10 protein-coding genes are annotated in these 14,704 nt (G+C 73.4%); 4 read left to right on the forward strand and 6 right to left on the reverse strand.

Features of this window, described 5'->3' with window-relative positions; all coding sequences use genetic code 11:
- Positions 1 to 21 precede the first annotated feature (21 nt).
- Together pbpC and OZ948_01100 are read right to left on the reverse strand one after the other, a co-directional pair.
- A complete protein-coding gene (pbpC, locus tag OZ948_01095) occupies positions 22 to 2,478 on the reverse strand; it encodes a penicillin-binding protein 1C (GenBank protein ID MEB2343319.1) in 2,457 nt (818 codons plus the stop codon).
- Positions 2,475 to 8,180, reverse strand: a complete 5,706-nt coding sequence (locus tag OZ948_01100; GenBank protein MEB2343320.1) for an MG2 domain-containing protein — start codon at positions 8,178 to 8,180, stop codon at positions 2,475 to 2,477. The genes pbpC and OZ948_01100 overlap by 4 nt, the downstream gene beginning before the upstream one ends.
- A 207-nt stretch (positions 8,181 to 8,387) precedes the next feature.
- Here OZ948_01100 and OZ948_01105 point away from each other — a divergent pair, with 207 nt between their 5' ends.
- Positions 8,388 to 9,143 (forward strand): hypothetical protein, encoded by a 756-nt coding sequence (locus tag OZ948_01105; protein ID MEB2343321.1) that lies wholly within the window; start codon positions 8,388 to 8,390, stop codon positions 9,141 to 9,143.
- A gap of 24 nt (positions 9,144 to 9,167) precedes the next feature.
- Here the strand turns inward: OZ948_01105 and OZ948_01110 are convergent, their stop codons facing one another.
- Positions 9,168 to 9,584, reverse strand: coding sequence for an acyl-CoA thioesterase (locus OZ948_01110; protein ID MEB2343322.1), 417 nt, complete (start codon positions 9,582 to 9,584; stop codon positions 9,168 to 9,170).
- A 59-nt stretch (positions 9,585 to 9,643) separates the two neighbouring features.
- On the opposite strand from OZ948_01110, the gene OZ948_01115 reads away from it, so the two are divergent.
- Positions 9,644 to 11,023, forward strand: coding sequence for a VWA domain-containing protein (locus OZ948_01115; GenBank protein MEB2343323.1), 1,380 nt, complete (start codon positions 9,644 to 9,646; stop codon positions 11,021 to 11,023).
- A gap of 7 nt (positions 11,024 to 11,030) precedes the next feature.
- On the opposite strand, the gene OZ948_01120 is transcribed toward OZ948_01115, so the two are convergent.
- Together OZ948_01120 and rpsU are read right to left on the reverse strand one after the other, a co-directional pair.
- A complete protein-coding gene (locus tag OZ948_01120) occupies positions 11,031 to 12,386 on the reverse strand; it encodes a hypothetical protein (GenBank protein MEB2343324.1) in 1,356 nt (451 codons plus the stop codon).
- Between the two features lie 99 nt (positions 12,387 to 12,485).
- Positions 12,486 to 12,710: a 30S ribosomal protein S21 gene (rpsU, locus tag OZ948_01125; GenBank protein MEB2343325.1), complete on the reverse strand. Its 225-nt coding sequence runs from the start codon at positions 12,708 to 12,710 to the stop codon at positions 12,486 to 12,488.
- A 98-nt stretch (positions 12,711 to 12,808) separates the two neighbouring features.
- Here rpsU and OZ948_01130 point away from each other — a divergent pair, with 98 nt between their 5' ends.
- Together OZ948_01130 and OZ948_01135 are read left to right on the forward strand one after the other, a co-directional pair.
- Positions 12,809 to 13,162, forward strand: coding sequence for a DUF971 domain-containing protein (locus OZ948_01130; protein ID MEB2343326.1), 354 nt, complete (start codon positions 12,809 to 12,811; stop codon positions 13,160 to 13,162).
- Positions 13,163 to 13,172: 10 nt separating this feature from the next.
- Positions 13,173 to 14,135, forward strand: coding sequence for a glycosyltransferase (locus OZ948_01135; protein ID MEB2343327.1), 963 nt, complete (start codon positions 13,173 to 13,175; stop codon positions 14,133 to 14,135).
- 7 nt (positions 14,136 to 14,142) lie between these two features.
- Here the strand turns inward: OZ948_01135 and moaB are convergent, their stop codons facing one another.
- Positions 14,143 to 14,700: a molybdenum cofactor biosynthesis protein B gene (gene moaB / locus OZ948_01140; GenBank protein MEB2343328.1), complete on the reverse strand. Its 558-nt coding sequence runs from the start codon at positions 14,698 to 14,700 to the stop codon at positions 14,143 to 14,145.
- Positions 14,701 to 14,704: the final 4 nt, after the last annotated feature.

A 14,704-nucleotide genomic window follows, 5' to 3' on the forward strand; every position in this document is an offset into this window, starting at 1 on the left:
CGGTGAGCGCTCCCGGGAGCGTCAGCGCACCGAGAACGACACGAGCTCGCTCCGCTCCCCGCGCGAGTCTTCCACGTGGAGCCGGTGGGTTCCGGGCGTGAGCGCCCACGACAGCCGGTAGGGCAGCTCGGCGCGCCCCACCGAGCGCCCGTCGACGACGAACGTGACGCCGCGGGCTCCGCCCGGCGCCTGCGCCCGGAGGACGATGGTCTGCGCGGAGCGTTCGACGCCGGGGTCGAGGACGAAGCGCGCGCCGTCGACGGGGTAGGTCACCGCGAGCGCCCCCGACGCGCGCACCGGGCCGCCGGGACACCGCGCCGCGAACGCCTCGGGCGCCACCGGTCTCCGCGCGGTGGCCGCCCACGCGGCGAAGCGCGCGGGATAGCGCTCGAAGACCCGCTCGCTCGCACCGGCGCAGGCCGGGCCGGCGCGAAGCCCGCTCTCGGGCTCGATGAGCACGCGCTCGTGCATCGCGCAGACGCCGGTCGGCGCTCGCCCCGCGCGAAACCAGTCCGCTGCGTGGTGCGGGCAGTCCGGCCCGGCGAGCTCACCGCTCAGGGTACACACCTCCCGGCGAACGAGCCCGTCGCGCAGGACCAGCGGCGCGGGCTCCTTCCCGCTCATGGCGGCGAGCAGGACGGCGTGAAGCAGCGGCCCCGCGCCCGTCACGCCGCTCGAGCCGTGCATCGGGCTGCCGTCGAAATTGCCGACCCACACGGCGACCGTACGCTCGCGCGTGAACCCGACCGCCCAATTGTCGCGATAGCCCTTCGAGGTCCCGGTCTTCACCGCCGCCGGAAACGGCAGCTCGAGCACGCTGCCGACTCCGAACCCGCCGATCCGCGCGGCGGCGTCGCTCAGCACGTCGGTGAGGATGGCCGCGAGGTCGGCGTCGATGACCCGCGCGGGCGCTGCGCGCGTGGGCTCCACCAGCCGCCCCGAGGCGAGCTCCGCGGAGCGCGCGAAGCGAAGCGGCAGGTACATCCCACCGCGCGCGAGGGTCGCGTAAGCGCCCGCGAGCTCGGTGAGCCGCACCTCGCCGTCGCCGAGCGCGAGCGCCACCCCGTAGTGCGCGGCGTCGCGGTCGAGCGACGCGAACCCGAGCGCGCGCAAGAGCGCGAGCACGTGCTCGGGGCCCACCCGGCTCGCGGTGAAGGCGGCTGGCACGTTCAGCGAGCTCGCGAGCGCCTCGCGAAGCCGGACCGGTCCGTGAAAGATCCCGTCGTAGTTCCGCGGCGCGAAAGTCCCCGTCCCGGTGGGGAGCTCGAGCGGAATGTCGGGCAGGAGCGTGGCCGCGTCGTAGCCGAGCTCCTTCATGGCGACCGCGTACACGAAAGGCTTGAGCGTGGACCCGGGCTGCCGCAGCGCGGTCACCCCGTCGTTTTGACCGAGGCGCCCCGCGTCGAAAAAGTCCGGCGAGCCGACGTACGCGAGCACCTCGCCGCTCGCGTTGTCGACGACCAGCGCCGCCGCCGCGGTCGCGTGCTCGGCCTCGAGCCGCGCCGCGGTGCGACGAACCAGCTCCTCCACGCGCGCTTGGAGGTCCAGATCGATGGTGCTCCGGATGAGCACGGGCGCCTCGCCTCGAACCAGCTCGGGTTCGAGCTTCCCCTCGGCGAGCTCGCGGACGAACTGCCATGCGCCTCCCTCGACGAGACCTCGATGGAGCGTGAGCGGCTCGGCGAGCGCGTGGTCGATGGCCGCCTCGCTGGCGAGCCCGCGCTCACGCATGCGCTCGAGGATGCGATCGCGTCGTCGCCGCACTCGCTCGAGCCCGCGCGCCGGATCGTAGAGCGTGGGGCCCCGCGGGATGGCGGCGAGCGTGGCAGACTCGGCGAGATCGAGCTCGGAGGGCGGCTTGTCGAAGTAGTGCCGGCTGGCCGCGGCGATCCCGCGGAGGTTGGGCCCGAACTCGACGCGCTCGAGGTACGCCTCGAGGATCTCCGCCTTCGAGAGCGAGGCCTCGATGCGGAGCGCGAGCGCCATCTCACGGAGCTTGCCCCCGAGCGTGCGTGGTCTGACAAATAACGTCCGCGCTAGCTGCTGCGTGATGGTGCTCGCGCCGCTCACCACCCGCCCATGCCAGGCGCTCGACGCCGCCGCGCGAACGATCGCCACCGGGTCGAGCCCCGGGTGATACCGAAATCGCGCGTCCTCCGCGGCGATGAGCGCCGCCGGGACGGTGGGGGCCACCTCGTCGAGCGCGACGTGCTCCGAGAGCTGCCCTCGCGCGTCTCTCAGCACCCGGATGGTCCGCGCGTGGCGATCGACGACGCGGAGCCCGGCCCCTTCCGCGGCGGGTCGCCGGAGCGGCGCGGGAAAGGGGGTGGCCGCAGCGAGCCCGATGAGGAGGAGCCATGGCAGCGCCGCGAGGAGCGCGAGCACGGCGAGCGCGCGGCGCGCGCGGCGCGAGCGCGCGAGCCTCACGCCGGCCGCGCCGAACCGGCGAGCCCTCGAGGCGAGCTCGCGCATCGTCATCGGATCTCCACGGTGGTCGCCGCGGTCCTTCCGAAGACCTCCGGCGAGTACATCTCCTCGGCCCGAGTGGGCGGGACCACGAACTTTCCGAGCGAGGTCGCCCGCGCGAGGTAGCGGTAGTGATACATGCCGGCCGCCATGTGATCGACGAAGTGGAGCACGCGGTCATCGCGGAGCTCGCGGTGGAACGAGCTCGAGAGGAACGCGCGGGAGCCGGCGATGACGTCGTCCTGGTCGTCGTCGCAGCCCGCGCAGTCGACCGCGGTGTCCTCGCCGCCGGAGCCGGGGATGGCGAGCCACGCAGCGGTGGTGCCGAGGCTCGCGTCGACCGCCTCGAAGCCGGCCGGGAGCGGATCTTCGAGCACTACGTAGTCACGCGGGCTCGCCGTCACCACCACCAGATCCGCCAGCACCAGAGCGCCGCCCGAGAACGCCAGGCTACCGCCCGCCGGCACCGTCCCGAGCAGCATCGGGAGCTGCTCGGGCGTGACCGCCCGCAGCGTCTTTTGCACGTAAAATCCGCGGTCGAGCGCCGCGGTGGGGAGGCTCTGCCGCGCGTACTTGAGCCGCGCCTCGTAGAAGAGCGTTCCGGAGCCCCGCTTGTCGAACACGAGGAGCCCCCCGGTGGGTGCGAGCTTCCCGGTGGCGATGGTGGTCCCTCGCGCCAGCGTGCCCCTCCCCTTCATGGTGGCGCTGAAGAGCTCCGCGCCGGAAAACCACACCTTGGCGACGTAGTCCGGGGCGTCCTTCTCCTGGGCCTTGCGGTAGTCCTCGAGCGCAAGGAGCGCGTACGCGGTCTCCTGCGTCGAGCGCCAGCTCCCGCCGCGCCGCGCCGCGAGTAGCCCGCGCGCGAGCTTGGCCGCGAGCGGATGCGCGGGGTTCACCGCCAAGAGCGCGCGGAGCAGCAGGGCGGTGGTGCGCGCGGGCGAGTCCATCAAGACCGCGTAGTCGTCGCCCAGGTTCTCGGTCGCGGTGGCGGTGTTGGCGTCGAGCCGAAGGGACCGCTCGAGCTCCTCGGCGAGCGCTCGCACGCTCTCGGCGCCCTGCTTGGAGACGGCCATCGCGTGCAGCAGGAGCGCGCGCGCGAACACTGGCTTGCCGTCGCGGCTCTCGTAGAGCCGGGTCATGTAACCGGGATCCGGTGCGCCCATGCTCGAGAGCACGTCGACCATGAACGCCGCGCTCGACCAGTAGAGCGGGTCGTCCACGAGACCGGCGAGATAGCGCCGGAGGTAGGCCGAGCCTCGCGCGAGCGGGTCGCCCGGCACGGTCGCGCCGTGTCTCCGCGCGGTGTCGAGCGAGAAGAGCGCGTAGGCGGTCACCCAGGGGCTGCTCTGCGGCGAGTCCGACCACATCCCGAAGCCACCGTCGCCGCGCTGGTTCTTCAGGATGTCCGCGACCGTCTTGTCCACCACCGCGGTGAGGTCCTTCGGCAGCGGGATGTCGAAGTCTCGGGCGAGCGCGCGGAGCGGGAGGAGCGGCACCAGGCGGCTCGAGAGCTGCTCGGTGCACCCGTAGGGGTAGTCGAGGAGCTGCTCGACGCCGCCGCCGAGCCCGACCAGCGCGGTCGAGGACACGGTGACGTCGAGCTTGCCGACGTCGCGGCGAATCTTCGACAGATCGCCTATTTGCTCGCCGGCCGAGCCGGTGGTCTGGCCGTAGAGCGCCACCGACTCGAACGAGGCCGGCGCGTCCACCCGGCGCGTCACCTCGACCGCATCACGCGCGCCGCCACCGGTCGCGACGAAGCCGAGCTTCGCGGTGCCGGCGGTCTTCGCCAGCATCGGGAACCTCACCTCGACCGAGGCGTTGCGGCCGAGCTCGACGGTGCGGACCGGTGCTCCCTCGAGCTCGAGCCCCTCGACCCGCGCGCGCACCTCGACGCGCGCCGGGCCAAAGTCCTTCGCGCTCAGCACGACGCCGGCCTCGACTCGATCGCCGGCGCGCAGGAAGCGCGGCAGCGCCGGTCGCGCCATCAGCCGCTGGCTCGTGGTGACGCGCTCCTCACCAAAGCCGTAGGCGTCGTCGGCGGTGACCGCGACCGCCATCAGCCGGAAGGTCGTGAGGCTCTCCGGCAGCTTGAACCGGACGCGTGCCTTGCCGCTCGGATCGGTGACGAGGGAGGGGTTGAAGTACGCGCTCTGCCGAAAATCTCGGCGCGCGCTCCCCCCGCCGCCGTCGCCGCCTTCCCTGCCTTTCATGACCCCGATCGCGCTCGCCAGATCCTCGAGCGACACCCGCCCGAGCGCCTCGCGCGACTCGACGGTCGCGACCTCGAGCGGTCGCGATGCGGCGAAGACCTGCACCGGGTCGGGGGTTTGATAATTTATGAGCGAAAGCGCTCCTTCATCGACAGCGTACAAGGTGACCTCGGCCTCGGCCGGCCGGCCACGGGCGTCGGTCACCGCGAGCTCCACGGCGAGCTCCTCCCCCGGCCGCAGCTCCTTCCTCGAGGGCGCGAGCGCCACCTTCAGCCGATGCGGGGACGGATCGACGCGAAGTGACGCATAGCCGATCCGATAGGTCGGCGCGCCGACGTCCGGGCGCTCACGCGCCGCGGGGGGCGGCGCGGTCCGCCCGCGTACGAGCTGCACCGACACGAACGCGTTGGTCCCGAGCTCCGCGGTCACCGGCACGTTCAAGGTCGGGGTCGAGCCGCGCAGCGTGACGCGCTGCTGGCGATAGACACCGGCGCGCTCGACCGTGACGAGCGCCTCGGCGACCGGGTATGGCGACTTCACGAGCAGGCGCGCGGTGTCGCCCACGCGGTACTCCTCTTTGTCGAGCACGAGCTCCAACGAGCGCGTATCACTGTCGCGCCAGGGCGCCTCTCCCGGACCGATGCCGTAGAGGCCGAGCGCGGCCTCCGCGAGGTTGCCGCGCGCGTCCTTGGCGGTCGCGTGGACGAGGTAGTAGCCGCCGAGCTTCACGGGGAGGTCGCAGGTCGCCGGCGACGACGCGTTGGTGGTGAGCTCGCACGAGGCGACCACGCGATCGACCGCGCGCGACACGACGTGGGTGCGCCCCCCGCCGACGTCCTGGCGCGCGAGCGTCCAGATCCGCCGCACGAGCTCGACGTGCACCCGCTTCTGTCCGAGCCGCTTGCCGTCGAGCGCGAACGCGGTGACCGCGGCTCGGAACGAGCCGGGCGCGTCGACGAAGCCGTCCTCGGGCCGACGGACGCCGAGGTAGAAGTCCGCCGGGTGCACCAGCGCGCTCGTGCCGCCCCCGACCGACTGACGTGCCACGTCGGTGACCTCGGCGCTCACCGTCACGAGCTCGGGCGTGCGCTGCCCCGGCAGCTCGAGCTGCTTGTCGAACCTCACCGCGCCTGCCGGGTCGAGGCGCCCCTCTTGCTCGACCAGCGCGCCGCCGGCGAGCGCCGACTCGTCGTCGTCGGCGTGGAAGGGCTCGGCGTCGGTCGCGAAGCCCTCGCTGTCCGGCGGCGTGAACCAGGTCCGCGAGCGCGTCACCGTGTAGCGCACGTGGGCGCCTGCCATCGGCGCGCCATAGAGGTAGTCGCCGCGCACGGTCCAGGCCGCCGGCTCCCCGCGCACGTAAGCCGGGCGATCGCTCTCCGCGCTCACCTTGAACTCCACCGGGCGATACTCGGCGACGGTGAAGTCCGTCCTCACCGAACCCTCGGGGAGCCCGCGCGTCTCGAGGCTCCACGCGCCGAGGCCGGCCGAGCGCGGCACGGTGAACCGGGTCGAGAAGGTGCCGAAGCGGGTCGTGGTCACGCTCTTCTTGGCGACGTCCTCCCCGTCCGGGGAGCGGAGCACCACCGTGAGCGGTCGCCCCGCGAGCACCTGATTGCCGCTCGGCGTCGCGCGACGGACGATCGCCTTCACCTCGAGCGCGTCTCCGGGGCGATAGATCCCGCGCTCGGTGAACATCATTCCGTAGTCGTCGCCCTCGCCGCTGAAGTCGTAGGCTACGCCGTAGCGCCAGGGAGGGAGGTAGTCCGAGACCGGCCGGTAGCTCCAGTCGGCGCCGTCCTCGACGACGATGAGGGCCGGGGCGTCGTACTGCTCGAGCTGGGGGGCAAACTCGCTGGTGGCGATGGTCACGAGCCCGTCGGCGTCCGTCGTGTGGAGCGCCGGCGCGCGCCCGCGCTGGCGGATGCTCACCTTTGCGCCCGCGACCGGCGCGCCGCTCGACAGACGCGTGACCCAGACCCGCGAGCCGAAGCGAGAGAGCTTCGCGGTGATGGCGAGATCGGTCACCTGGACGATCTTCGCGCGCACGATGGGCGACGCGCGGTCGCCGCGCCCGGGATAGCGCAGGCCAACCCCGAGCGCGCCGCGCCCCGAGCTCCGTGCGAGCAGCTCGGACGGGAGCAGCCGCTCGGTCGCCATGGCGTTCGCCGCGGCGCGCGGCGCGACGACGCGCGGGGCGCGGAGCTTCGACAACAGCTCGAACTCTTCGCGAGTGTCGCCGGCGGCCACGAACGCGAGCGCGTCCTCCGGCGTGAGCGCGACCGCGACGAGCTCGTAGCGCGGCGTGTTCACCGACCCTATCGGCAGTGAGGCGCTCGATTTCGGCTCGAGCACGTCTCCGCTCACCCCGATCTCCACCGACGGCCAGAGGTCGTCGAAGTCACGGCGGAGCGCCGCCGGCGCCGCGAGCCGCTGCCCGTACTTGTCGGTGAGCGCGCCCGAGACCCGCACCGTGTAGGATCTCCCCGGCAGAAACCCGCCGACCAGCGAGACGTACCGCGTGTAGTCGTCGTCTTCCCGGCCGCTCTCCCAGCGAAGCTTCACGGGCGGCTCGACGCTGATGGCGCGCTCGAGCTCGCGGGCCTTCACCGGGTTCGAGAGCGAGAGCGAGAGGTAGCCGGGCTCGCAGCGCCCGTGCGGCGTGTCGGTGCTGCAGTCGAGCGACTCGACGACCAGCGGCCCATAGGTCTCAAACTCGAGCTGCTGCGCCTTGCCGGCCGGCAGCGGCCCCTCGAGGCCGGTGAGCTCGGCGGCGAGCACCAGCTCGAAGCGCGAGTGGATCGGCAGCGGCGCGGCGGGGCGAAGCTCGAGATGGGCGGGCGCCGCGGCGTCCGGCTGCCTCACCGAGAACGCGATGGGCTTGCGCGCCCCGCCGGCCACTCGCTCGAGCTTGGCGGCGCGCTCGAGCGCCGCGGGCGCGATGGGCTGGTTGAAGCGGAGGTCGAGGACGACGTCGGGGGTGAGCCCGTCCTGCCGGTCCGATGGCGAAGAGCGGACCAGCGCGGGCCGCACGGTCGTAAACTCGAAGCGGTGCGCGGCGCCGAGCGTCGCGCCGTCGAGCGCGCGCGTGCCCGCGGGGACCTCGACCTTGACGTGGGTCGCGCCCGGGAGCCGCCCCGCGGCGGGCACGAACTGGAGCGCGCTCGTGCCGACCCACTGCCAGCGTCCCTCGAGCGCGGGCTCGAGCGTGATGGGCGGCGGGGCCTCGTCGCCGGCGAGCGTGAGGGCGCGGAGCGGCCGGCTGAACACGATGGAGAGCTCGGCGCCCTGCTCGGCCTCGCCGCTCGGCGCGGCGTACACGACGCGGAACGGGCCCTCGCTCCCGGCCGCGCCGGGTCCCTCGCCGATGGCCAGGGTCTGGCGTGGCGTCACCGCCGGCACCCGCGCGCCCTGGAGGCACGCCGTGATCCCGAGGAGGAGGAGCCCGAGAAGCGTCCGGAGGCGAGCGCGCGCGCGCGCCGCGGAGCCGTGTCGTGACGTCATGGCGCAGAAGTCAGCAACGGCCGTGCCGCCGCCGCAACCCGCGTGGAGGTGGCCCCGCCTCGCCCGCGGCGTGGCTCGCGGGACGCAGCCCCGCGTCCGAGCGAACACCGGCGATTCCGCGCCGGGCCGGCATCCCCACCCGAGAGCCCGCGAGCGCCCGGCTCCGAGTGGCGCGAGCGCGCTCCCGCTTCTAGGCTTCGGATCATCGTGTCGAGCCGAGCGCCCGTGGGGCTCGCGGTCGTGAGCGCGCTCTCGGTGTTCGGCAGCGCGCTGAACGCCGCGGCCGAGCCGGTGGCGCGCTTCGGCGACGCCCCGGTGTCGAGTCCCGCGCGCCCACCGGCTCCGAAGCCATCGGGAGGGGATGCCGGCCCGGCGCGGAACCCCGTGCGGGCGAGCGCGCTGGTCCTCGAGCTCTACCGGCGCGGACGCGAGCGCGAGCGTCGCGGCGACCCCGCGCAGGCGGCGGCGGCCTACGTCGACGCGATCGGCGCGGACCCGACCTACGGCCCTGCGCTCCTCGCGCTCGCGCGCCTGCGGCAGGTGATGGGCGACGTCGAGGAGGCCGAGGCGCTCTGCGCGCGCGCGGCGCGGCTCCCCGCCTACGCGGCCGACGCGCTCACGCTCCGCGCGGCGCTGCGTAAGGCGCGCGGGCTCGCGCGAGAGGCGCGCGAGGACCTCGCCCAGGCGGCCTCGCTCGACCCCTCACCCGCGCGGCTCGAGGCGCTCGCCGACGCCTACGTCGCCGCCGAGCTCTGGCCCGCGGCGCTGGCCGTGTGGCGGCAGCTCCTCGCCGCGCGCGAAGCGGGCACCGAGCCCGAGCGCGTCGCGGCCGCCCGAATCAAGGTGCGCGCGCTCGGAGCGCTCGCGGGCGAGACCGATCCGGTCGCCGCGGGGCGTGCCTCGTCGCGCTGGGAGCGGCGAGCGCTCGCGAGGATCGCCGCGCGGACGGCGCGCGGTCGCTGAGCGCCGCGCGCTGGTGGTCCGGCGTCAAGGCTGCGGCTCGAGGTGGGCGAGCGCGACCCGCCGGACATCCTCCGGCATGGGGCAGCTCTCGAGCCGATCGAGATCGGTGGTGACCACCGTGTGAAGGAGCTCGGCGGCGCGCTCGCCGTCGCGCGCGCGCACGAACCGGTAGCGAAGCTCGAGGCTCCGGTTGCCGACGCGGCGCACCGAGGTCTCGATCCTCACCACGTCCCCGTACGCGAGCGGCGAGACGAAATCGCACTCGACGTGGACCGCCGGAAGCCCGACTCGGCGAGCGGTCACGAGGGCGAGATAACCGCCGTCGAGCGGCGCGAAGAAGCGGTCCATCGCCTCGTGGGCATAGGTGAGAAAATGTGGGAAAAATACCAGCCCGGCCGCGTCTACCTCGTGAAACGCGACCGCGCGCTCATAGATGAACATGACCCGAGCAGGGTAGCCCGAAGCCCGCGCGGGGCGCGAGCGGGCGGCCGCGAAGCGCCTTGCGAAAGGAGGCGATTTCGCTCAGACTGAGGCCCATGCGCGTTCGTCGCTTGGCTCTGGGGTTGATCGGCTTGGTGAGCATCGGCGGCCTGACCGCGATCGGCTGCGGCACCTCGGGCGGCGACGCGCAGCTCGGCGGCGGAGGCGCCGCTGGCAAGGCCGGCTCGAGCAGCGGCGGAGGAGCCGGAGCGCCGGCGAGCGGTGGCGCGAGCGGGGCGGCCGGGACGGCCGGCGGCGGGAGCGGCACCGGCGGCACGAGCGGCGGGAGCGGCACCGGCGGCACGAGCGGCGGGAGCGGCACCGGCGGGAGCGGCACCGGCGGCGGCCCGAACGACGCTGGCCTCGACGTCGAGTTCAGCTACGACGGCCCGATCGACGACGGCGGCTTCAACTCGGACTCCTCGTGCGCCGCGACCACCGCCGAGACCAAGCCGCTCCCGCTCGACATGTACGTCATGCTCGATCAGTCCGGCAGCATGAACACCGACTGCAACGTGAACACGTCGACGTACACGGCGTCGACTCCCTCGAAGTGGTGCTACGCGATCAACGCGCTCTACGGCTTCATGGCGACCGCCGATCCGACGCTCGATCAGCGGGTCGCCCTGCAGTATTTCGCGCTCAACAACGGCACCTGCGCCGGCGTCGGCTACGCGACGCCGGAGATCAGCCTCCGCGCGATCCCCGCCAACGCGGGAGACTTCGTCGCGTCGCTGAACAGCCACAGCCCCTCCACGAACACCCCCACCGAAGGTGCCGCCAGAGGCCTCACTCAATTTGCCGCTGCCCAGAAGTCATTGGATCCGAGCCGCACCATCATCGGGATCCTCATCACCGACGGCGATCCGTACGGCTGCGGGGACGCGGCGACGGTCGGCACCGTCATCCGAAACGCGTGGAACGGCGGGTCCGGCGTGCGCACCTACGTCATCGGGATGACCGGCGCGACGGCCGCGAACCTCGAGACGATGGCGGTCAATGGCGGCGCGCCCGCGCACGCGAACTACTGCATCAGCGGCGCCTCGTGCCACTACTACAGCGTCGGTAACGGCAACTACGCGGTCTTCGCGGACGTCTTGAAGACCATCCAGGCGTCCGCCATCGGCTGCGACTACGCCATGCCGACCAGCGACGCGGGCGTCATCGATCCGGGCAAGGTCAGCGTGGAGTACTCGCCGGGGGGCAACCCGCCGGCCCAGACCATCCCGAAGGTCAGCGGCGCGGGCTCGTGCCCCGCGGCCGGCAGCGGAGGCGGCGGCTGGTACTACGACAACGACGCGAGCCCGACCAAGATCACGCTCTGCCCGGCCACCTGCACGGCGATCCAGTCGGACCACTCCGCCAAGGTGGAGGTGAACCTCGGCTGTCTCGGCTCCTGAGGCGCGCTCAGGGCGCGCGCCACGCGGCGCCGAGATCGTCGGAGACGAGCACCGGGTAGGTCTCCGCGGGTCGGTCCGCGCCGCCGTAGAGCAGCACGCGGTGACCGAGCGCCAGCAGGCGGCTCGGCACCCCGACCGCGGTGCGAACCTCGGGGTGCGCGGCCGCGTCGAAGGCGACGCCAAACGGGGCCCAGGAGCGCCCGTCGTCGCGCGACGAGGTCACCCGGACCACGCCGCCCATCGCCACCGCGAGGACGGTCGCGCCGTCGACCCGCGCGAGATCGAGCGGGAGCGCGGGCCGCGCGTCCACGCCCGTGAACGTCGGCGCGGTGAGCGCGCGGCACGGCTGCCGATACGGGCAGAGCGCGAGCGCGGCCGCGCGCGCGCCGGGGGCGGCGAGCGCGGCGACCAGCGCGCTCTCGTCGCACGCGGCCGACACGATCTCGAGCGACGCCGGCGCGAGATCGACGCTCGAGGGCGCGTCGTCGGGGCCCTGCGAGGTGACCTGGGTCCGCGCGCCGTCATCGCTGGTGCGGAAAGTGAACGCGCGCTGGCCGCTCGGCGCCGCGCACCGCTCGGCGAACGCGGCCAGCTCAGGGTCACCGAGCGGAGACGGCACCCAGCTCACGCCGCCGTCGGTGCTCCGATACGCGGCGAGGTTGGCTCCCTTGCCCACCGCGAGCACGAGCCCGCTCCGCGTCGCGCGGAGCGCGCGATACCGGGCGCGCCACGCGGGCAGTCCCCGCCCGACCGAGGGGCGCGCGAGCTCGATCGGGTGCGTCGCTTCGAAGGCGCCGAGCGACGGGCGCACCAGCCGCGTCCAGCCCCCGCGCTCGAAGGGCCAGCCCTCGCGCGCCAGGGTGACCAGCGGACGCGTGCTCACCGCGAGGTCGTCGATCGACACCGGCGGCCCGCGGCGCAGCGCCGGCGGCGCGCCGTACTCGACGAAGCTCCAGGCCTCCGCCCGGTGCGCGCTCGCGACGCGCGACGAGCCGGTGAGCTCGCGCGCTCCCGCCGCGCAGCGCTCGAACGGGCGCTCCCCGGCGGCGCTGTAGATCAGCCGGCGCCGCACCAGCCGCCGAAACTCGACGGGGGTGTCGCGAAGGAGCGACGGACCGGTCGGACCAACCATGCAGAGCGCGTAGTCGGCGAGCACGGCCGCCGCGCCGTGCAGCCGCCACGCCGACAGCGCTCGCGGGTAGAGCGCCCAGAGCGCGAGCGCGACGCCACCGAGCGCGAGCAGCTTGCGGAGCCGAAGACGCGGCGGCCGGGCGCGAGGCGCCGAGATCGGCGCCGAGAGCGGCGGCGGAGGCTCGCTCTTCGTCAGGCGGGTGTTGCGCGGGACCGGGGGCGGGAGAGCCATCGCGGACCTCGGAGGTTGCCCGAGCGTCCGGCTCCCGGCCAAATTTGCGAGTGGTTGCCGGAGGTTCTGAGAGAAGCTCGCGGCCGGCTCGCGCGATGGCTAAAATTCGATCTTCTGGCGCTTGCGGCGGCGACGAGCGGCCTCGCTCATCTTCTTACGTCGCTTGACGCTCGGCTTCATGTGGTGGCGGCGGCGCTTGAGCTCGCGAAGGATGCCTTCGGCGGCCATCTTGCGCTTCAGGTGCTTGATGGCGCGCTCGATGCCCTTGTCGCCGACCTGGACCTCGAGGGGCTTACACTGGATCGATTCGGTGGGATTAGCCAAGGGGCCGGGGATATGACACCCAGCGCGGCGCGCCGCAAGCTCTTTTTGCACGCCCGCCGCTTTACACCGCGCGACATTTCCGCGAATTACGGGGGCGCATGGCCCCCGATCCGCGCACTCAGCCGACCGGTCTCAAGGCGCCGCACGGCGCTCGGACCCTAGAGATCACCTGGTCGGACGGCCACGGGTCGAGCTACCCCCACGAGCTCCTCCGCGGCTTCTGCCCCTGCGCGAGCTGCCAGGGGCACTCGAGCGGGATCCGCTTCATCGCGGGCGGGAACCTCGAGATCCGCGCCGTCGAGCAGGTCGGCAATTACGCGATTCAGCTCACCTGGGGCGACGGACACACCGCCGGCATCTATACCTTCCGCTACCTCCGCGCGCTCGGTGATCTCATCGACGCCCTCGGAGCCGACGAGCTGAAGAGCATGGGCGAGCTACCCCGACTCTAGCCCCACGCGGATGAAGATCGCGATCCTCACCACCTCGTACCCGTCGCGGCCGGGCGACGCGGCCGGCCACTTCGTGGAGACCGAGGCGCGGACGCTCGCGGCCGCCGGTCACGACGTCACCGTCATCGCGCCGGGGCGCGCGGCGGCGGGCTCGCGCGAGCGAGTCGAGCGGCTCCCGGACTTTGGTTTGTTTGGCTTTCCCGGCGCGGTATCGCGTCTGCGCGAGCGGCCGGTCCGCGCGCTCGGTGCGCTGCGCTTCGCGCTCGCCGCGAGCCGCACCCTCCGCAAGCTCGGTCCGTTCGATCGCGTGGTCGCCCACTGGCTGGTGCCGAGCGCCTGGCCGGTGTCGCTGGCCGTCCGCGCGCCGCTCGAGGTGGTCGCGCACGGCAGCGACGTGGCGCTCCTGCTCGCGCTACCACGCGTGGCACGCGTCGGGATCGTGCGCGCGCTCCTCCGCCGCGGCGCGCGCTTCCGCTTCGTGTCTGCCGAGCTCCGCGAGCGCCTCGCCGACGCCACCCTCCCCGAGCTTCGCGACGCGAGCCAGGTCGCCCCCTGCCCCATCGATCTAGCGGACACGCCGCCGCGCGAGCTGGCGCGCATCGCGCTCTCGATCGGCGCGGAGCAGCGCCTGGTCGTCATCATGGCGCGGCTGGTCCCGGGCAAGCGGGTCGGCGTCGCGCTCTCGGCGGCGAGCTTGCTTCCGGGAGCCGAGGTGGTCGTGGTCGGGGACGGCCCCGAGCGAGAGGCGCTCGCTCGGTCGTTCCCGAGCGCCCGATTCGCCGGTCAGCTCGCTCGCCCCGAGGCGCTCACCTGGCTCGCCGCGGCGGATCTCCTGATCACCGCGTCGCGCATCGAGGGCGCGCCCACGGTCGTGCGCGAAGCTCGACAGCTCGGCGTGCCGGTGGTCGCCGCCGCCGCGGGCGATCTGGAAGGCTGGGCGAAGAGCGATCCCGAGCTGACCGTGGTGCCGTGAGCCCGCGTCAGCCGCTCGCTCTCACGCGCGGCAAGAGCTCGACGAAATTGCACGGGCGGGTGCGACCGTCGAGCTGAGGCACGATGAGCTTCTCGAGGGCGAGCCGCACCGCCCCGGTCGAGCCTGGCAGCGCGAAGACCAGCGTCCCGCGCGCGAGGAACGCCTCGGCGCGCGACTGGATGGCCGCCGCCCCGATGTCCGCGTAGCTCAACATGCGGAAGAGCTCTCCGAAACCGGGGAGCGCCTTGTCGGAGAGCGGCGCGAGCGCCTCGGGGGTCACGTCTCGCGCGGTGATTCCGGTGCCGCCGGTGACGATCACGACATCGAGCGCGTCGTCGCGAACCCAGGCGGCGACCGCGTCGCGGATGAGGCTCGCATCGTCGGTCACGATGCGGCGCGCCGCCACGTGGTGCCCAGCCGCTTCGAGCCGCTCGACCGCGAGCGCGCCGCTCGAGTCCGTCTCGAGCGTGCGGGTGTCGCTCACGGTGAGCACGGCGACGGTGAGGGGAACGAAGGGGCGGTCCACGCGCGTGAGTCTACCCCAGAACCTCGCCTCGACTATCATGGGC

The sequence above is a fragment of the Deltaproteobacteria bacterium genome (assembly GCA_035063765.1).
In the GTDB taxonomy this organism is placed as follows: domain Bacteria; phylum Myxococcota_A; class UBA9160; order UBA9160; family PR03; genus CAADGG01.

Excerpts from the sequence above, each read along its gene's own strand:
- OZ948_01110 (MEB2343322.1), bottom strand. The coding sequence starts at position 9,584 with ATGTTCATCTATGAGCGCGCGGTCGCGTTTCACGAGGTAGACGCGGCC.
- OZ948_01135 (MEB2343327.1), top strand. The coding sequence starts at position 13,173 with ATGAAGATCGCGATCCTCACCACCTCGTACCCGTCGCGGCCGGGCGAC.
- pbpC (MEB2343319.1), bottom strand. The coding sequence starts at position 2,478 with ATGACGATGCGCGAGCTCGCCTCGAGGGCTCGCCGGTTCGGCGCGGCC.
- OZ948_01130 (MEB2343326.1), top strand. The coding sequence starts at position 12,809 with ATGGCCCCCGATCCGCGCACTCAGCCGACCGGTCTCAAGGCGCCGCAC.
- OZ948_01120 (MEB2343324.1), bottom strand. The coding sequence starts at position 12,386 with ATGGCTCTCCCGCCCCCGGTCCCGCGCAACACCCGCCTGACGAAGAGC.
- moaB (MEB2343328.1), bottom strand. The coding sequence starts at position 14,700 with ATGATAGTCGAGGCGAGGTTCTGGGGTAGACTCACGCGCGTGGACCGC.
- OZ948_01100 (MEB2343320.1), bottom strand. The coding sequence starts at position 8,180 with ATGACGTCACGACACGGCTCCGCGGCGCGCGCGCGCGCTCGCCTCCGG.